At 52.3% G+C, this 17,681-nt stretch carries 18 protein-coding genes; 7 read left to right on the top strand and 11 right to left on the bottom strand.

Annotated features, from left to right (window positions below):
• The first annotated feature begins 124 nt into the window (after positions 1-124).
• On the top strand, positions 125-1,297 hold the full coding sequence (gene hmpA, locus IR195_RS11420; protein ID WP_206047582.1) for an NO-inducible flavohemoprotein: 1,173 nt from the start codon (positions 125-127) through the stop codon (positions 1,295-1,297).
• A gap of 45 nt (positions 1,298-1,342) precedes the next feature.
• Here the strand turns inward: hmpA and IR195_RS11425 are convergent, their stop codons facing one another.
• From IR195_RS11425 to IR195_RS11435, 3 genes are all read right to left on the bottom strand, one after another.
• A complete protein-coding gene (locus tag IR195_RS11425; RefSeq protein ID WP_206047583.1) occupies positions 1,343-1,729 on the bottom strand; it encodes a SirB2 family protein in 387 nt (128 codons plus the stop codon).
• A gap of 11 nt (positions 1,730-1,740) precedes the next feature.
• Positions 1,741-2,148: a ribonucleotide reductase subunit alpha gene (locus IR195_RS11430; RefSeq protein WP_241006706.1), complete on the bottom strand. Its 408-nt coding sequence runs from the start codon at positions 2,146-2,148 to the stop codon at positions 1,741-1,743.
• Between the two features lie 70 nt (positions 2,149-2,218).
• Positions 2,219-2,788 carry a hypothetical protein gene (locus IR195_RS11435; RefSeq protein WP_241006707.1) on the bottom strand — a complete coding sequence of 190 codons (570 nt, stop codon included), beginning with the start codon at positions 2,786-2,788 and terminating at the stop codon, positions 2,219-2,221.
• A gap of 176 nt (positions 2,789-2,964) precedes the next feature.
• On the opposite strand from IR195_RS11435, the gene IR195_RS11440 reads away from it, so the two are divergent.
• The 6 genes from IR195_RS11440 to IR195_RS11465 all read left to right on the top strand — a co-directional run bounded on the left by IR195_RS11440 (position 2,965) and on the right by IR195_RS11465 (position 10,243).
• Positions 2,965-4,863, top strand: coding sequence for a type IV pili methyl-accepting chemotaxis transducer N-terminal domain-containing protein (locus IR195_RS11440; protein WP_125748555.1), 1,899 nt, complete (start codon positions 2,965-2,967; stop codon positions 4,861-4,863).
• On the top strand, positions 4,863-5,531 hold the full coding sequence (gene narL / locus IR195_RS11445; protein WP_125748558.1) for a two-component system response regulator NarL: 669 nt from the start codon (positions 4,863-4,865) through the stop codon (positions 5,529-5,531). The genes IR195_RS11440 and narL overlap by 1 nt, the downstream gene beginning before the upstream one ends.
• A 238-nt stretch (positions 5,532-5,769) precedes the next feature.
• Positions 5,770-7,362 (top strand): MFS transporter, encoded by a 1,593-nt coding sequence (locus tag IR195_RS11450; RefSeq protein ID WP_206047584.1) that lies wholly within the window; start codon positions 5,770-5,772, stop codon positions 7,360-7,362.
• Between the two features lie 92 nt (positions 7,363-7,454).
• Positions 7,455-7,913 carry a universal stress protein gene (locus tag IR195_RS11455; RefSeq protein WP_125748564.1) on the top strand — a complete coding sequence of 153 codons (459 nt, stop codon included), beginning with the start codon at positions 7,455-7,457 and terminating at the stop codon, positions 7,911-7,913.
• Positions 7,914-7,971: 58 nt separating this feature from the next.
• On the top strand, positions 7,972-9,465 hold the full coding sequence (locus tag IR195_RS11460; RefSeq protein WP_206047585.1) for an MFS transporter: 1,494 nt from the start codon (positions 7,972-7,974) through the stop codon (positions 9,463-9,465).
• Positions 9,466-9,676: 211 nt separating this feature from the next.
• Positions 9,677-10,243 carry a YIP1 family protein gene (locus IR195_RS11465; RefSeq protein WP_241006708.1) on the top strand — a complete coding sequence of 189 codons (567 nt, stop codon included), beginning with the start codon at positions 9,677-9,679 and terminating at the stop codon, positions 10,241-10,243.
• Between the two features lie 36 nt (positions 10,244-10,279).
• Here the strand turns inward: IR195_RS11465 and IR195_RS11470 are convergent, their stop codons facing one another.
• The 8 genes from IR195_RS11470 to IR195_RS11505 all read right to left on the bottom strand — a co-directional run bounded on the left by IR195_RS11470 (position 10,280) and on the right by IR195_RS11505 (position 17,680).
• Positions 10,280-10,711 carry a DUF488 domain-containing protein gene (locus tag IR195_RS11470; RefSeq protein ID WP_206047587.1) on the bottom strand — a complete coding sequence of 144 codons (432 nt, stop codon included), beginning with the start codon at positions 10,709-10,711 and terminating at the stop codon, positions 10,280-10,282.
• A gap of 191 nt (positions 10,712-10,902) precedes the next feature.
• Positions 10,903-12,045 (bottom strand): glycerate kinase, encoded by a 1,143-nt coding sequence (locus IR195_RS11475; protein WP_206047588.1) that lies wholly within the window; start codon positions 12,043-12,045, stop codon positions 10,903-10,905.
• Positions 12,020-13,084, bottom strand: a complete 1,065-nt coding sequence (locus tag IR195_RS11480; protein ID WP_206047589.1) for a LacI family DNA-binding transcriptional regulator — start codon at positions 13,082-13,084, stop codon at positions 12,020-12,022. Before IR195_RS11480 ends, IR195_RS11475 begins: the two co-directional genes overlap by 26 nt.
• An 81-nt stretch (positions 13,085-13,165) precedes the next feature.
• Positions 13,166-13,684 carry a gamma carbonic anhydrase family protein gene (locus IR195_RS11485; RefSeq protein WP_206047590.1) on the bottom strand — a complete coding sequence of 173 codons (519 nt, stop codon included), beginning with the start codon at positions 13,682-13,684 and terminating at the stop codon, positions 13,166-13,168.
• Between the two features lie 12 nt (positions 13,685-13,696).
• Positions 13,697-14,629, bottom strand: a complete 933-nt coding sequence (kce, locus tag IR195_RS11490; RefSeq protein WP_206047591.1) for a 3,5-dioxohexanoate:acetyl-CoA acetone transferase — start codon at positions 14,627-14,629, stop codon at positions 13,697-13,699.
• A 27-nt stretch (positions 14,630-14,656) separates the two neighbouring features.
• A complete protein-coding gene (locus tag IR195_RS11495) occupies positions 14,657-15,592 on the bottom strand; it encodes a 3-hydroxyacyl-CoA dehydrogenase (RefSeq protein WP_206047592.1) in 936 nt (311 codons plus the stop codon).
• Between the two features lie 19 nt (positions 15,593-15,611).
• Positions 15,612-16,385, bottom strand: a complete 774-nt coding sequence (locus IR195_RS11500) for an SDR family oxidoreductase (protein WP_206047593.1) — start codon at positions 16,383-16,385, stop codon at positions 15,612-15,614.
• Between the two features lie 23 nt (positions 16,386-16,408).
• Positions 16,409-17,680: a TRAP transporter large permease gene (locus IR195_RS11505; RefSeq protein WP_206047594.1), complete on the bottom strand. Its 1,272-nt coding sequence runs from the start codon at positions 17,678-17,680 to the stop codon at positions 16,409-16,411.
• Position 17,681 lies beyond the last annotated feature (1 nt).

Genomic DNA, 17,681 nt, shown 5'->3' on the forward strand with positions numbered 1-17,681 from the left:
GTGTGCGCCTAGCCACCATCAAAGACCATGACATGTATCAAAAATACATCTTATGGCTAGCATTTAAAGGCCTGCGGATTTAAGATGCATTTTCAATACATCTTAAAGTATCGAGGTAGTAACAGTGCTAACACATGAGCAGGAAAAGCTGATTAACGCGACAGCCCCCATCGTGGCCGAACACCTGAATGCGATTACCCAACGCTTCTATCCACTGATGTTCACCCGCTATCCAGAGGTTAAGCCCCTCTTTAATGAGGTACACCAGCAAAGCGGTGGTCAGCCCCGCGCACTGGCCAACGCCGTGTTGGCCTATGTGCAACTACGCAGTAATCCAGCTCAGGCGCGTGCTACTTTGGATGTCGTGGTCAGTAAACACGTCTCGCTAGGCATTCTTCCCGAGCAGTACCCTATTGTCGGTGAGTGTTTGCTGGCCGCCATTGGCGAGGTACTCGGTGATGCCGTGACACCAGAAATAGCCGATGCCTGGGGCGCTCTGTATAACGAACTTGCCGCCCTGTTGATCGACCTGGAAGATCAGCGCTATCGCGAGTTTGAACAGCGCCCTGGCGGATGGCGTGGCGCACGCCGTTTCAAGATTGCCAGTACCCAGCAGGAAAGCGCTTTAATTCGATCGTTTATCCTTGAACCTGAGGATGGCGGTCGTGTGGCTGACCATGAGCCAGGTCAGTATATCGGCGTACGTTTGACCATTAACGGCGAACTGGTCTATCGACATTACAGCCTTTCGGATATACCCAATGGCCGGAGCTACCGGATCTCGATCAAACGCGAAGAACAGGGCCAAGTCAGCCGCCACTTCCACGATGCCTTACAACCAGGCGATACCTTAGAACTGTTACCGCCAGCAGGCGACCTCACGCTGATTGAAGGCGATGAGCCTCTGTTGCTTGCCAGCGGCGGCGTTGGTCAAACGCCCCTGCTCCCCATGGCAAGACAAGCCTTGTACCTTGGGCGGCAAGTCACCTATCTACACGCGGCCCTGGATGCCGAACATCAGGCCTTTAAAGATGAATTAGACGCACTGAAGAGCGAGTATCCTCAACGCCTTCAGGCTGTCCGTATTCATGAGCGCGGCAACGAAGCCGAACATATTGGACGTATCGACCGCAGCTTATTAGCTCACTACCTGCCTGATCTTAAGGCACGCTGCTATTTCGTCGGTCCTCAAGGGTTTATGACAGCAATTAATAATGCGTTGTCTGAATTGGGAGTCGACGAGGATCGCCGACACTTCGAGCACTTTGGCCCCTCACGCCCACTCGACCCAGCTTAATAACGCTCAGTTAGAGTTATCATTTCGAGATAAGAGCCAAGCTTCTCAGGCCAACCAGGATAGCGGGCTGTGATGAATAGCAGCCCCCACCATATAGGCAAAGACAGCCACCGCCACTACCGCTGCCAAGGCCCGCACCGTTGGCGTCGCCCCGCGCTTAATCGCAATGGTGCCGACACCAATATAGACCAGCAGTGCTAATAGCTTGGCGCCAAGCCAGGGAAGCTGCCAGGGCCATATGGAAAGCAACACCATCAAAGTCACTCCCAGCCCCAACAAAGCCGTATCAATAAGATGGGGCAATACCTTGACCCAACGAGCGTTGAGTCGCGGGCTTTCCTGCACCGACCACCAAGCGCGCACGACGAAGAGCGTGATGCTCAGCGCAGCGGCCGTCATGTGCAAATGCTTGATGAGGAAATAGTGTTCCATGGTAAGCATCCCTAGCCGACGTTAACCGCATTGCCGTGATGATCGAAGGCAAGATAGGTGGCGATAGTACCCATTTGCAGCGACTCCATCATACGCTGAAGCTGGCGTTCAACCTCGGCGTCATCTTTGGGGTCATCCATGGCAGCTGTGAAGACTAGATCCCATTCGATCTCGGTTCGGCGTGACTCCTCGACCAACGCCGCCATACTGGTCAATTCCTGCGTCGACTTATCTACGCAGACCACCGGCACCAACACACCCCCTTCCCCCTGTTCGAAGCGACGGCGCTGTTCAGCATCGGGGAAATCGGGCAGCTCTGCGCGCACGAACACAAATAGCAGGCGCTGTGGCTTAGGTTGTTTACGTGCTTCCCGCAGTAAATCGGCAAACGTCGCTATAATCATAAAATCGCTGGTCATAAAATGAGCCTTATCGCTAGTAGTTAAGAATCAATCGGCAAGAGTGAACAAGTGAGACTAATAGGCAGCATTATTCGGGTGACGCTACGAAAAGCCACAGCAGCAGCATTACCATAAACAGAGGGATCAGCAGGCTAAGTGGCGCGGCGCGCCAACCATAGGCTTGGACAACCAAAGGTGCTATTCGTAGGGAAAGTCCGACGCCTGCCGCTAACGATAGAAAAAGGGCGACACAAAGACACACCCAACGGTCAGGCATCCAACCTTTGGCGTGGACGATGCCCGTCGTAATCACCGCGCCTCCTAGTCCAAGCCCAGCCCCCACCAACAAAAACTCCCACGGCTGGCTAGCCATCCCAAATCCGCCCAGCGCCAACGCTAGCCCCAATAGTAGCCACTGCATCAAGCGGCAGGTGTCGCCCCGTTTGGCGATATACCAGGCTGGCCACGCCAACAATGCACCACTCATCAACGGTACCAGCACATAGATAGGCTGCTTTGCGAGCAGGCCATAAAGTGTCCAGCTCGCCACCGCTAAAGCGCTTGCTAACGGCATTAGCAGCATGGCTACCAGCAACTGATAACCATTCACTGGCTGTATTGATGTCTCCAACGTGGGAGGCGGCACAGACGATGGCATAGTGTTTCCCAGCGAAGGTATAAAGACATCGGAAGACGTGCCAGAATTGTCGGTAAATACTAGGCGTCGGTCAAAAGGCATCGGAGGTAGACTGGCTAACCCCAAAGGAATAGCCCTCGTATCGAAATGCAGACAGTGCCACGCGCCCTTACCTCTTCCGCGCTATCGGAAATGCCATGAAATTACTTCAGCGCTCCTTGGTTGCTCGCATTATCGCATCCCTGCTTGCCATTAGCGGGATGGCCTTTATCAGCATTACTTTGACCATGGCAATGTCTAACAGCAGCCGTGGCGATGCTGCCGCGATTAATGTTGCTGGCTCATTACGCATGAATGCCTACCAGATTATGGGAGCCTTGCAACGCCTGGAGTATGCTCCAAAGAAGACAAGCGAGGAGCAGCTCGAAGCACTCATTTTACGCTTCGATCAGCGTTTGCATGGCACAACGCTACAGCAAACGATCCCCCGTGATGATCGTCATGAGCGCCGCCGTCAGTTGGAAAAACTTCAAAACTACTGGCAGCACTCGCTGCGTCCGGCACTTGAAGCTCCAGCCGCTGCCACGGCTCTTGACCTCGATACCCTAGAGATGATGATCGTTGCGATGGTCAGTGACATTGAAGTGCTAGTGACCTATCTGGAGCAAAGCACCGAGGCCAAGGTGCGGCTATTGGGGATGATGCAACTGCTTTTTCTGGCACTCATCGCTATCGTGGTTTCGATAGCCCTTTACGATGTTCGCCATAACTTGGTAGTGCCGCTACGCCAGCTGATGGTACTTGCCCGCGAGGCGGCGCAGCGTAATTTCAAGCCGCGTTCAGAGCTACGCGGCAGCGATGAACTGGCCTTGCTAGGACATACCTTTAATAAGATGTCAGCCGAGCTGGCAACCAGCTACGCCGCATTGGAAGACAAGGTATCGCGCAAGAAACAGGAACTAGAGCGCAGCAATCAGGCGCTGCGAGTCATGCATGATGCTAGCCGTTCGCTTTATGGCGGCGGTAACGACCTTTGCTCTAGCGCAGCACCTATGCTGCGCGAGCTAGAAAAGCTGCTCGATATCGGGCCAATTCGGCTTTCCCTAAACGATCCTTTCGACCAACGGGAAATGCCGGTTTTGGAAACCCACTCACGTACCCGACCAGAGTATTGCCGTGACCAGGAGTGCCACGCCTGCCTAATTGATCCTCGCCCCTTGGAGATGGTGTCCAATAACCAGTCCCAATGTTTACTGCTACCGATCAGCGTCGGTGACACGCTGCTTGGCACCCTGGAAGTGTGGTATCACCAGGAGCGGCTTAACGACAGCACCCGACGGCTGCTCACCATGCTAGCCGACCAGCTGGCCACGGCGGTTTACCTGCAGCGGCGTATCGAGGAGCAGCAGCACGTCACGCTGATCAACGAACGGACCATCATTGCCCGCGAACTGCACGACTCGCTAGCCCAATCGCTCTCTTATCTAAAGATGCAGGTTGCGCGGCTCGAACGTATGCAGCAAAAAGATGCCACGCGTGAGATGCAGGCTGAAGTATTCGACGAGCTGCGCACCGGTTTAAACAGTGCCTATCGTCAACTACGTGAACTGCTGACCACTTTCCGGCTCAAGCTAGAGGGGCCAGGGCTGCAATCTGCCTTGCGTCAAACCATCGAAGAGTTTAGCCAACGCATGGAGATAACAGTTGAGCTTGACTACGATGTGCCGCCTTATCTGCTTAATCCCAATGAAGAAATTCACGTGCTACAGATCATTCGCGAGGCGCTGGCCAATACCCACAAGCACGCCCAGGCCCACTGGGCTGGGGTCACTGTGCATTTCGCTGATGCTCGCCTGCTAGTGCGTATTGAGGATGATGGTATCGGCCTGGAAGACGATAGTTCGCCACCTATGCACTACGGCTTGGTGATCATTCGCGACCGAACCACCACCCTGAACGGGGAGCTGAGTATCACCAATCGCCCCACAGGGGGAGCCAGCATTGAGATAGCCTTCACCCCGTTGACCGCTCGCTTAATTCAGCAGCAGCCTGTGACGGCTGCCTCAGACTTTCACTTAGGTACAGGGGCTCCTTGATGACACTGACCACTGCCAACGATACACCCGCCACGCTGATGATTATTGATGACCACCCGCTACTACGGCGCGGCGTCGTTCAGTTGCTTGAACTAGAGGATGATCTTGAACTGATTGCCGAGACAGGCGCTCCTGAAGAGGGCATTGCACTGGCTCTCGAACGGGAGCCTGACTTGGTGTTACTGGATTTAAACATGCCAGGTGTCAATGGCTTAGAAGCCTTGCGCCGCCTACGAGAAGCCAACTATAGCGGCCGTGTGGTGATGTTCACTGTTTCCGACCATGAGGATGATGTGGTTGCGGCGCTGCGCAACGGTGCCGACGGTTACCTGCTCAAGGATATGGAGCCTGAAGATATGGTGCGCCAGTTGCGCCAAGCTGCTTTGGGACGCATGGTCATCAGCGAAAGCCTAACCGCCCTCCTCGCTGAAGCGCTGCGTAATCAGCGCAATGCCCCCACCACTCCGGATATTCATAGTCTAACCCAGCGTGAACGCGAAATTCTGCAACAGCTGGCTGGCGGGCTCTCCAACAAGCTCATCGCACGCAAGCTGGATATTACCGAAGGCACGGTCAAGGTTCACGTCAAGCATCTGCTCAAAAAGCTCAACTTACGCTCCCGTGTCGAAGCCGCCGTCTGGGCAGTCCAGGAAGGTATCGATCACTAGCCGATTCTGTGTGGTTACCTCCAAAGACTTCCAAAGTACTTTTGCTCTGACCCACCTTTACCCCCTGTCGATTTTTTCTCTTTAAAATCAATCAACCCAGACTTTTCAGCGACTACCTCTCAAGAGGTATGTCGCTGTTTTTCATGTCATTTTCACCTATTTCCCAATTTATTCCCCCAGCGTATCTTGCTGTCTGACTGCTAGATGCAGATAGGTTTGATGCCAAGGGGAAATCGCCATGAGCAAGAGAAACGCCGACATTGAGAAGTGGGATGTCGAAGACGCCCAATTCTGGGAACAGAAAGGCAAGCACATCGCCAACCGCAATCTATGGATATCCATCCCCAGCCTGCTGATGGGATTCGCGGTCTGGATGATGTGGGGAATGATTACCACCCAGATGCAGAACCTGGGTTTTTCGTTCACGGTTAACCAGCTATTTTCGCTAACAGCGCTTGCCGGTCTAGCAGGTGCCACACTACGCATCCCAGCATCATTCATGATCCGCATCGCTGGCGGGCGTAACACTATCTTCCTGACCACCGCGCTATTGATGATCCCCGCTGCTGGCACTGGTATCGCCTTGATGAACCCGGGCACGCCGTTGTGGGTATTCCAGGCGTTGGCGCTACTTTCCGGTATCGGTGGCGGTAACTTCGCTTGTTCAATGAGCAACATTTCCACTTTTTATCCCAGCAAGCAACAAGGTTACGCCCTAGGCATGAATGCAGGCTTGGGTAATTTTGGCGTTACTACCATGCAGATTGTCATCCCACTGGTAATGACCGTCGGCATTTTCGGTGCTATGGCGGGTTCGCCAATGGAATTGCAAAGCGCTAGCGGTACGTTGATTGGCCGGATAGAGGCAGGTACCGATACTTGGATCCAGAATTCAGGCTTCATCTGGCTCGTATTTCTGATCCCATTAGCGTTCGCCGGTTGGTTCGGCATGAATAATCTTCGCACTATTACGCCCAACCCTGGCTCACCGCTTGCTGCTTTCAGCAAAATATTAGGTCTCTACGGCGTCGGCATGGTGACCGCGATCATCGGTATGCTGGCTCTTGGCTGGCTTAATATGTGGATTGCCTTGCCGCTAACCATTGTTCTAACCCTAGTGTTGTTGCGCCTGATTCCTGGCGATATCAAGCCTAATATCCAGAAGCAGTTCGCGATATTTTCCAATAAGCACACCTGGTCAATGACCATTCTCTATATTCTGACCTTCGGCTCCTTTATCGGCTTCTCTGCGGCCCTGCCACTCTCAATCAACGTCATCTTCGGCAACATGATGCAGGCCACTGCCGATGGCACGCTGATTCGCGTGGCCAACCCTGAGGCGCCCAGCGCTTTAACCTGGGCTTGGATAGGCCCCTTCGTGGGTGCGCTGATCCGCCCATTGGGCGGATGGATCTCCGACAAAGTAGGCGGCTCCATCGTTACCCAAATAATTTCAGCGATCATGGTGGTCGTCTCTGTCGCCACTGGCTACGTGATGATGCAGGCCTATAACGCCACTGATCCTAATCAATTCTTTTGGCTATTCCTGCTGCTATTCATCGTGTTATTCGCCGCCAGTGGTATCGGCAACGGCTCTACCTTCCGCAGCATCGGGGTGATTTTCGACCAACAGCAGAAAGGCCCGGTTCTTGGCTGGACCTCTGCCGTCGCGGCCTATGGCGCCTTCATCGCCCCGCGGGTAATGGGCGAGCAAATCCAAGCTGGCACACCAGAACTTGCCATGTATGGCTTTGCGGTCTTCTACGCCATCTGCCTGGTCATTAACTGGTGGTTCTACCTCCGCAAGAGTGCCTACGTTAAGAACCCGTGACCCGGATTAACAACGCTTAAATATAGCTTGCTTCTTTGCGCCCGGAGCCAAGCTTCGGGTCTTTACCCCCTACCCCAGTGCGGGAGGACACCATGAAAATCATGATCGCCTATGACGGTTCGCGAAACGCCAAGCTGGCTCTTGCTCAAGTCGTCAATATGTTCCGCTGTAATCAGCCTCTTTTGGTACTGGTCGGCGTAGTGGAAAACCCGCTCGACGCTACCGATAGCAACGAAGTGCTGTTTCAGCAGGAACACAATGAGCTGAAACAGCACCTTCAGGAGGGTGTGGCGTTCGCTATCGGAGAAGGTTTTCAAGCCGAGCAGCTTCTCGCCGAGGGTGACGCACGCAAGATGCTGCTTCAGGCCACTCGTAAACTCACGCCAGATCTACTGGTGATTGCCCGCCATAGCCATCAGCCGGACGGCGGCATCATCGCCAAGTCGTTGACTTATTTTGTTGATGAACTCGACTACATGACGTTTGGCAGCGTCAGCTCGTTCCTAGCCAGACGCGCCGAGTGTCCCTTACTGATCCTACCCAGCCCTTAAGTAGCCTCTACCCCCTGCTTTGGCATAAACCACATTTGGGACACAGGACGATACGACCATGAAAGTTTCCGCTGTATTCAAGTTTCGCAGCCCCGAGATTCGGGCCTTGCACCTGACCTGGATTGCCTTCTTTATTACCTTTTACGTGTGGTTCAACATGGCGCCGCTTGCATCGAGCATGCTCAAGAGCGTCGACTGGCTGACCACGGATGATCTCAAGCTGTTCGCTATCTGCAACGTCGCCTTAACGATTCCCGCGCGCATCATCGTTGGCATGGCACTGGATCGGTTCGGCCCACGACGGGTGTTCTCGGTGCTTATGGTAACGATGTCGCTACCGGCGCTGGCGTTTGCTTTCGGGAATAGCATGACGCAACTGCTAGTGGCACGCCTAGTACTGAGTTCGATTGGCGCCAGCTTCGTGGTCGGTATCCACATGACAGCGCTGTGGTTCAAGCCAAAGGATATCGGCTTCGCCGAAGGCTTCTACGCTGGCTGGGGTAACTTCGGCTCCGCCGTCGCGGCCATGTCGCTGCCGACCATTGCCCTGAGCATGTATGGCGGCGCCGATGGCTGGCGTTGGGCAATCGCCCAGAGTGCTATTGTTATGGCCGCTTACAGTGTTTACTACTGGTTCGCGATTACCGATGGCCCGGATGCTCAGGCGCACCGTAAGCCACGCAAATCCGCCGCCATGGAGGTGAGCTCTTGGGGCGATATGATCAAGCTGATCATCTGGACGATCCCTCTGGTTGGCGTACTCGCCATCCTGGTCTGGCGTATTCAGTATATGGGCTATTTATCAGTTACCGGTGCGACCATCGCTTATCTAGCCATTACTGCCATCGTTATCTATCAAATTGTCCAGATCCTGAGAGTCAACCTACCGATCCTGCGTAAGGGTGTACCGGAAGATGATAGATACTCGTTCAACAGTGTGGCGGCGCTTAACAGCACCTATTTTGCCAACTTCGGCGCTGAACTAGCGGTAGTATCGATGCTGCCCATGTTCTTTGAGGAGACCTGGGGCCTAAATGCCGCTACGGCCGGCCTGATCGCTGCATCGTTCGCGTTCGTCAACTTGGTGGCGCGCCCCATGGGCGGCATGGTTTCTGATCGCATGGGTAACCGGCGTTTTGTGATGCTGTGCTACATGTTTGGCATTAGCGTTGGGTTCTTGCTGATGGCCATGCTCAATGCGAGTTGGCCGCTCATTCTGGCCATTGCGGTGACCATTGGCACCTCGATTTTCGTGCAAGGGGCTGAGGGGGCAACCTTCGGTATCATTCCCTCCATCAAGCGCCGCATCACAGGACAAATCTCCGGTATGGCCGGCGCCTACGGCAATGTTGGCGCGGTGGTTTACCTCACCATCTTTACCTTTGTCACGCCATCGCAGTTCTTCTACATCATCGCGACAGGCGCCTTTATCAGTTGGCTTATCTGCTTGGTGTGGCTCAAGGAGCCAGAAGGTGCTTTCGATGACGAGTACTACGTCTCATCTGTTGATAGAGACATCGAAGAACAGGCTTTACAGAGTGCCAAGCACTAAACGTTAGCATCATCTGTAGCATCACGGCACTGTTCGCGTCGATTGGATTCGGACAGTGCCTCTATTGTGCGGCAACTAACCGAAATGCCATACAGCACACTTAATTTTTTTAGTCATTTTCTCAACTCTGTTGACCACATACTCAACTATGGCTAACTCGCTAATTTAGAACACCTAATCATTGAAATTACACTTCCAAGGGAGTCCTGAAGTGCGAGCACTCACTTTTCTCAAATTACCCTTCAACCATCGTGAAGGCTGGAAAGAGTTACAGACTTCCTGCCCCTCCATTCCTTTACTAGCATGGCGGGTAGTTTTACCTATGTCGCTCTTGCCGCCAATACTGCTCTATTATGCAGGCAGCCATTACGGCGATCCATTTATGACGGGATTTGCTGACCGAGAGTGGCGTTTTATCACCACCATTATTTTCCTTGCAGAGATAGTGAGTTTTTTCGCTATCGGCTGGGTAATCTACGCTGTAGTCAATGGAACAGAAGAGCTATCTATTAGCTATCAAGACGCCTATTTACTTGCCGGGCTTTCACCACTGCCTTTATTTGCCTCGTCGTTGGCACTCCTGGTACCCAACTTATTTTTTAATGTCGTGATTATACTTAGCGGGCTGGGCATCTCTTGCAGCTTGATTTACCACGGCTTACAAGCACTCTGCACGCAGCAAGAAGTTGATGTTGCAACTATCTCAGCCACTTACACAATTATGGCTACCAGTGCTCTGGGATGGGGTATTTTATTTGCGGTTATCTGGGCTTATTAAGCTATTGCCATTTGCATGCGTGTTAAGGCAAACGGCCTAACGCTGGGAAGTGGGTAACGTGTGCGCTAGGCAGGGAGAGGAGCAAAATTCACGATCACTCGCGTCTTCCTCTGCAAGCGCTAATAGCGTCAGTTCTTTTATTACCGAAAGGTGGGAATCGCCAATTTGACGAGCGGCAGTGAGTAGGGTCACTCGCCCCACTCGTGCGAACCTCATTAAAGGCAGCAGCTTATCAGGGCACGCTTTCAGCTCACTTCTGTAGCGCTCAAGAAAGAGCGATTTGCTGATTCGTTGCTGACGGTACTGGCGACATAGTTGAAATGTAGGTGCTATCTCAGGGTACCATTCATTCAGTGCAAGGAAACAGGGAGACAGTCCACCAGGATATAACCGATCAACCAACACGCGAATGCCGTCACAATCACCTATCGGCGCATAAATACGTTTAAGCGTTATTTCATAGGACATTGATCACCTGCCTCTGCCAACGTGCTCATGGCTTCAGAAAGTAACTTATATAAATAACAGCCTAGCAGCGATGCCCGACAAATTAACTAAGAGAAAATTAAGTAGATAGCTTTTATCGATAGATAGCATTAGGCCATAACGAGTTTTTGAAACTGGAGTAGGGCCTGCACGTCCTGCTAGGTAGCAAGAACTCAAATACGTGGAGATACTAAGTGCAACAAACGTAATACACTTTCGCTTTGATCTGACAACAGTTCAGCACAGCGTATAAGTGCCTCATCTAGTTCCATAGGCCCATCTACCAAAGCGAATACAGCAGTGACGCCTTCGTTATAAGCTGACTGCCATCCTTCGCCGAGGCTACCCGCCAAAACAACCACTGGCACCCCCATTTCCCGTGCGCAACGAGCAATACCAATAGGGGTTTTACCTGCCATGCTCTGGCCGTCTAGCCTTCCCTCGCCAGTAATGACCAAATCGGCACGCTCAAGTCGTTGTCGAAACCCCACCTGGGTCATAACTAGCTCAATACCTGGACGCAGCTTTGCTCCGAGAAAAGTGCGTGCCGCGAAGCCTATTCCTCCGGCTGCTCCTGAGCCGGGTAGTTCACGGAAGTCTTCTCCCAGAGTCTCTGCCACCTTGTCAGCGAAATGTGCGAGTGCAGCGTCCAGTATGGCGACCTCTTCTGCGCTTGCACCTTTTTGAGGGCCGAATACAACACTAGCGCCACAATCGCCGATCAACGGGTTATCTACATCTACGGCCGTTTCAACAATCACCTTAGACAAACGAGAATCAAGCCCATCAAGATCGATTTGAGCTAGATTGCTGAGAGCGGCACCCCCCGGAGGTAAAGGCCGGCCTTTGTTATCAAGCAATCTTGCACCCAAAGCCCGTAACATACCTGCGCCTGCGTCATTAGTCGCGCTTCCACCTAGCATGAGTATGATTCTCTCAGCCCCCGCATCAAGAGCAGTCAATATCAGCTCTCCCACACCGTAGGTAGAACTATACATTGCGGTTCGCTCCATAGGCGTCAGGTGCTGTAATCCACAGGCTTCAGCCAATTCTATATATGCCGTACGGCTAACGGAGTGCCAACCCCATTCTGCCAGTCGAGGCCGCCCCAGAGAGTCATTCACCGTCTCACAACGTCGCTCCGCTTCTGTAGCAACAATTAAGGCATCTAAAGTCCCCTCTCCACCATCGCCCATTGGGCATTCATCCCATTGCGCAGATGGTATTGCCTTACGAATACCGTCTGCGATCGCACCCACTGCTTTTCTAGCCGATAGTGCATCCTTATAGCTATCTGGCGCTATGATGATGTGCATCACGCAGCTCCTTTAAGCTCTTCTTGGAATCATGAGTAGAGCGCCGAGTACTGCTACGCAACATCGGCGTCACAGGTAGCATGATGTTTTCTGGTGCAGTATTAACTTGGTTGATCTGCGCCATCAGTAGCTCCGTAGCCTTTGACGCCATTAATTCCACTGGTTGTTTCAGAGTCGTCAGAGAATGGCTTGGCCAAGCAGCCATCGGCACGTCGTCAAAACCAATAACCGAAACATCCCCGGGAACGGAAAGGCCGAATTCATGCCGCAGCGTGTCAATAGCCGCAATTGCCATCAGATCATTGGCACAAAAAAGCGCATCGGGTGATGGAGAGCTAGCAAAGAGGCGTCTAGTCGCATGACAGGCATCTGCATAACGATAATTACCAATTTCTACTGCGTGGCAAGTTAGTCCATCCTTGGCGAGCCCTTCTAGAAAGCCAGCTTTACGTTGAAGGTCAGTAGAAGAGTTTGGTAGCCCTGCCATATAGGCAATACGGCGATGGCTCAGTGAAGCAAGGTAGTGGCCTGCCCAATAACCTCCACTATGATTGTCACTGCCGACCTGACTAATGCCATCAAAGTTGACGGTGCGATTGATAACAACGCATGGAATACCAAAATCTGCCACCTCTTTAGCTTGTGCGCTATCCAATGTAATAGCCAGCATTAAAACACCTTCAACTTGGCTTCTGATGATATCGTCGATTACTGTTTCAAAACCGCTATCAGATGGAGCGAAAAACAGCTGAAGATGGTAACCCTGTTGTTGGAAATAGCGTGATGCCTTTTCTAACATAAAACTGTAGAAAGGGTTTTCGAGGCTATAAGTTACGACAGCAATAGTACGGCTTGACCTGGTGATCAGCGAGCGTGCAATGGAGTTGGGGCGATACCCAAGTTCCCGGGCTGCCGCCATGACCTTTTTACGCGTTTTTTCCGCCACCTTAGCGTCAGGCGAAAAGCTGCGACTTACCGCAGACTGCGACACCCCGGCTAACTTTGCCACATCTCGGGAGGTTACGGATTTTCTTTTCATAAACCATGCTCTCAAAGGGACGCCCAATTATGGGCAACCCTATTCACCAGAACCAAAGGCGGTGAATTACCGTCCTCACTCTCACAGCTTTTTAAGTGACCTATATTGGTCAATCTTTTTCGCGTAACTTTTGCTGTTATCTAGCACGCCCTGCACTTCTTCATCAGTTAGCTCTCTGACCACTTTAGCGGGCACACCCACGATTAACGAGCGTGGTGGAAACCGCTTGCCGGCGGTAACTAGAGCCCCTGCACCGATGATACAATGCTCACCAATCTCCGCACCGTTAAGTAGCGTGGCGTTCATGCCGACTAGTACGCCGTCACCAATTTTACAACCATGCAACATGGCTAAATGCCCAACAGTCACTTGGCGACCAATCCTAACCGGATAGCCTGGGTCAGTATGTACTACACAGCCATCCTGCAAATTGCTGCCCTCACCTACGGTGATAGGTTCGTTATCGCCGCGCAGTACTGCTCCAGGCCAGACAGAGACTTCGTGTGCAAGATGAATACGACCAATCAATGTAGCTTCTTCCATCACCATGGCACCTGGCGCTATATCGGGAACGTAATCGTCGAGTCGATATACTGGCATCAAACAATCTCCCTAGAAGCCGACTTGATCGCCACCTTTAAGTTGAAGTATCTCACGCGCTTCGTCAGGCGTTGCTATTTCAAAGGAAAGGCCTTCGAGAATCTCGCGTGCTTTGGCTACTTGTGCTGCATTGCTTTCAGCTAACTTGCCTGGAGAAAGCCATAACGAGTCTTCAAGGCCGACGCGAATATGACCTCCAATGGCAGCCGCCTGAGCAGCAATCCGCATCTGATTGCCTCCGGCTCCCAGAACTGACCATTCGTAACCATCGCCGAATAAGCGGTTGGCTGTTCGGCGCATATGCATAACATCCTCTGGATGAGGACCGATACCGCCCAGGATGCCAAATACACTTTGCACAAAGACTTTTCCGCTAACGATACCGCGATCCATCAGGTTGCGTAGATTGTAGAGATGGCCAATATCGTAACACTCGCATTCAAACCGGGTGCCATTCTTTGCACCAAGGGTCATAGCCTTTTCGATATCAGCAAAAGTATTTTTGAACACTAGGTCGCGACTATTCTCAAGGTGAGCACGCTCCCAATCGTACTTAAGGTTTTCATATCGGTTGAGCATGGGGAATAGCCCAAAGTTGATTGACCCCATGTTCATGGAAGCAAGTTCGGGTTTGAACTCCATAGCTGGCCGCATGCGCTCTTCAACAGTCATATGCGGGCTGCCGCCAGTGGTAAGGTTGATGACCGCGTTGGTAGCTTTCTTGATACGCGGCAGAAAACGCTCGAAGATAGTTGGATCTTGTGTGGGCTTGCCATTATCAGGATCGCGGGCATGGAGGTGAAGTATGGAAGCACCTGCCTCAGCAGCAGCGATGCCGGCTTCGGCAATCTCTTCAGGTGTTATCGGTAGGTGTGGCGACATGGAAGGCGTATGGATGGCACCAGTTACTGCACAGGTAATGATTACTTTACGCTTATTAGCCATTAGAAATCTCACTTTGCTAGATCACAGTTATTGGGTTTCGATATGACGTTGATGAACCATCAACGCCATTAGACGTCGGTCCCGCCAAGCCTGTCGCTCTGCTAGATCTTCGGGAGATAGCTGTGTCCGACGTTCCAGGTCCAAGGCAGCCAGTGTTACGGCATCCCAAGGGTTATCATCACTGCGCTGACAGTCGACCTCGCGGTAAAGTGGCCCATAACGCTGGCCGTAATCGACGACGCCATTAGGCGCATTGAGGTCAATAGTCTCGAACGGCCCCATAAACGACCACCGCAGGCCAAGACCGTGTTTGACGGTCTTATCCAGATCCTCAGCGGAAACATAACCATCTCGAAACAGCCGTAGCGCTTCGTTTAACAAGGCGCCTTGCAAACGATTGAGAATAAAGCCTTGAACTTCCTTCCGAACCAGAATCGGGGTTTGCTGAGCCTGCTTCATTAGTTGCATAGTGCGGCTTACTGCAGCTTCTGACGTATCAGGAGATGGGGCGACTTCTACTAGCGGAATCAAGTAAGGCGGATTAACAGGATGTGCTACTAAGCAACGCTCAGGGTGTTTCAACTGGTTGGTAAACCGAGATGCGGCGATACCGGAGGTAGAACTAGCTAACACGGTATCTATGGCTACCACTGACTCAAGCTCTGAATAGATGCGTCGCTTGGCATCAATGCCTTCTGGACCACATTCCTGAACGTACTCAACCCCACTCATAGCATGAGCCAGATCGTTTTCTGTCCGGATGAGAGATAGCGGAGCCTCAATATCTGCAATTAGGCCAGCCTGACGCAAATCTTGAAGAGATTGACGAATGTCGTCTCGGACTCGGCCGAGAGCGCTAGCATCAATATCATAGATACATACAGACATTCCGCTTCGTGCAAAGACAATGGCCCAGGCCCGGCCAATTAAGCCTGCGCCGATAATTCCTATATGTGCTGTCATGAGGCAGTTCCTATATCAGTCACAAAGACTCAACGTTGGCGCAGACACTCAACGCCTGGCCTGAAATATTGGTACCGCCAGGTGCCGACAGGAAAAGAGCCATAGCCGCAATGTCGGAGGGTTCGACCATGCGTCGCATGGATATCTTAGAAAGATTTTCCTGCTCCATTTCGGCATAACTAAGCCCACGCTTGGCCGCACGCTCGTCAATGACTTTTTCGATACGGGGTCCACGCACGATACCTGGTAGAATCGCGTTGACTCTTACACCTTCTGGGCCAAGTTCGATTGCCAAGCTCTTAGTCAATCCGACGACAGCCCATTTGCTGGCGGCATAGGGCGTTCGATAGGCAAACCCAAGGCGCCCTGCGACCGAAGCCAGATTGATTAGCAGCCCCTGGCTTTCCTTCAGTAACGGTGCCGCGCGGTGCGCAACTCGGTACTGACCATTGAGATTAATGTCGATAGTACGGGTCCAGTCGTCATTACCGATTTCATCGATCCCCGCAGTTGGCCCGGCGATGCCTGCATTATTAACGACGACGTCAAGCCCCCCCAGAGACGCGACATCTTCGAACAGACGGTTAACGTCTTCTTCTTTGCTGACATCAGCCACAGTGTGTGAAATGCCCTCCGGCAACGAAGCCAAGGCATGGGTGTCTATATCACAGACGTGCACCTGTGCCCCCGCCTCCAGGAAGGCCTTAGCGATTGCTAAACCGATACCATTGGCACCAGCTGTAATCATTACTCTAAGGCCATGGCGTGGCGTTAAACTTGCTACAACGGTCATAAAGTTTCTCTCCTTGGAGGGGTTTACAGCGAAGGCAGCCAAGTAGACAGAAAAGGCAGTAGGCTGATAATTAGAAGATTGATGAGTACGATTCCTACGAAGGGCAGTACGGACCAAGTGAGTCGAACAACACTGATATTAGCTATTTGTGATGCTACGAAGAGGTTGAGGCCGACCGGCGGTGTGAACATTCCCATGGCCAGATTGACAACCATTATGATCCCGAAGTGGACAGGATCGAATCCGAAGCTAATCGCAATGGGCAACAGAATCGGCACGAAGATCAAAATCGCCGCTGCTGCCTCAATAAACATTCCTGCGAACAACAGCAGAAGATTGGCCAGAATAATGAATAGTAGTGGACTATCGATGGCTGATATTGCGAATTGGGATACCATTTCAGGCACCCTTAGCCGTTGAAGCATACGGCCATAAAGCCCTGCAGCGCCGATGATGCTTAGCACAATAGCGCTGGTAACAGCAGATTGTTTGAGGATATCAACTAAGCAGTTCAGTTTGATTTCTTTATAGATGACAAACCCAATCAGAAAAGAGTAAGCCACTGCGATGACTGCGGCTTCAGTCGGTGTGAATATGCCACTATAGATACCGCCCAAGATGATAAGCGGCATGAGAATTGCCAGGATTGCCTTACGCCCCGCCCTCAGGACATCCACCCAAGAACTCTTTTCAATACTGCCAGCCAAACCATTTGCCTTGGCGAAGAAGTAAGCAAAGACCAGCAAAGTTAGCGTCACTAGGATGCCGGGCAGAATGCCTGCTATAAACATGTCCCCTACGGAAACATTTGCTGCAATTCCGTAGAGAATCAGCGGGATGCTGGGTGGAATAATGACACCAAGGGCTCCAGAGGCAGCTTGGTTGGCGGCGGTATATCCTCCTGGGTAGCCCTTCGCCAGCATGGCCGGTATCAGGATGGAACCGATAGCAGCGGTTGTGGCTGCGCCAGATCCTGAGATGGCTGCGAAGAACAGTGAAGTGACGATGGCCACCATGGCCAAGCCGCCTGTCATGCTGCCGACAAGAGTGTTGGAGAAGTCGACTAGGCGTCGGGAGATACCACCGCTCTGCATCAAGGAACCCGCGAGGATGAAGAAAGGTATCGCCATCAATGGGAAGGAGTTCACCGAAGCGATGAGCTGTTGAGGCACTATCAGCATGGGTGATAAATCCCCATGCCAAATAGTTATGGCAGAGGCTAATCCGAGAGAGAGAGCAATGGGTACGCCGATGATGAACAGCGAAATCAGCAGGAGGAACAATAGCATTGCCATG

The sequence above is a fragment of the Vreelandella venusta genome (assembly GCF_015689495.1).
Taxonomy (GTDB): domain Bacteria; phylum Pseudomonadota; class Gammaproteobacteria; order Pseudomonadales; family Halomonadaceae; genus Vreelandella; species Vreelandella venusta.

Coding starts and splice junctions, on each gene's coding strand:
- IR195_RS11505 (WP_206047594.1), bottom strand. CDS start 17,680: ATGGCAATGCTATTGTTCCTCCTGCTGATTTCGCTGTTCATCATCGGC.
- IR195_RS11460 (WP_206047585.1), top strand. CDS start 7,972: ATGAAAGTTTCCGCTGTATTCAAGTTTCGCAGCCCCGAGATTCGGGCC.
- IR195_RS11440 (WP_125748555.1), top strand. CDS start 2,965: ATGAAATTACTTCAGCGCTCCTTGGTTGCTCGCATTATCGCATCCCTG.
- IR195_RS11450 (WP_206047584.1), top strand. CDS start 5,770: ATGAGCAAGAGAAACGCCGACATTGAGAAGTGGGATGTCGAAGACGCC.
- IR195_RS11495 (WP_206047592.1), bottom strand. CDS start 15,592: ATGACAGCACATATAGGAATTATCGGCGCAGGCTTAATTGGCCGGGCC.
- IR195_RS11470 (WP_206047587.1), bottom strand. CDS start 10,711: ATGTCCTATGAAATAACGCTTAAACGTATTTATGCGCCGATAGGTGAT.
- IR195_RS11485 (WP_206047590.1), bottom strand. CDS start 13,684: ATGCCAGTATATCGACTCGACGATTACGTTCCCGATATAGCGCCAGGT.
- IR195_RS11425 (WP_206047583.1), bottom strand. CDS start 1,729: ATGGAACACTATTTCCTCATCAAGCATTTGCACATGACGGCCGCTGCG.
- IR195_RS11480 (WP_206047589.1), bottom strand. CDS start 13,084: ATGAAAAGAAAATCCGTAACCTCCCGAGATGTGGCAAAGTTAGCCGGG.
- IR195_RS11500 (WP_206047593.1), bottom strand. CDS start 16,385: ATGACCGTTGTAGCAAGTTTAACGCCACGCCATGGCCTTAGAGTAATG.
- narL (WP_125748558.1), top strand. CDS start 4,863: ATGACACTGACCACTGCCAACGATACACCCGCCACGCTGATGATTATT.
- kce (WP_206047591.1), bottom strand. CDS start 14,629: ATGGCTAATAAGCGTAAAGTAATCATTACCTGTGCAGTAACTGGTGCC.
- IR195_RS11435 (WP_241006707.1), bottom strand. CDS start 2,788: ATGCCATCGTCTGTGCCGCCTCCCACGTTGGAGACATCAATACAGCCA.
- IR195_RS11475 (WP_206047588.1), bottom strand. CDS start 12,045: ATGCACATCATCATAGCGCCAGATAGCTATAAGGATGCACTATCGGCT.
- IR195_RS11455 (WP_125748564.1), top strand. CDS start 7,455: ATGAAAATCATGATCGCCTATGACGGTTCGCGAAACGCCAAGCTGGCT.
- IR195_RS11430 (WP_241006706.1), bottom strand. CDS start 2,148: ATGACCAGCGATTTTATGATTATAGCGACGTTTGCCGATTTACTGCGG.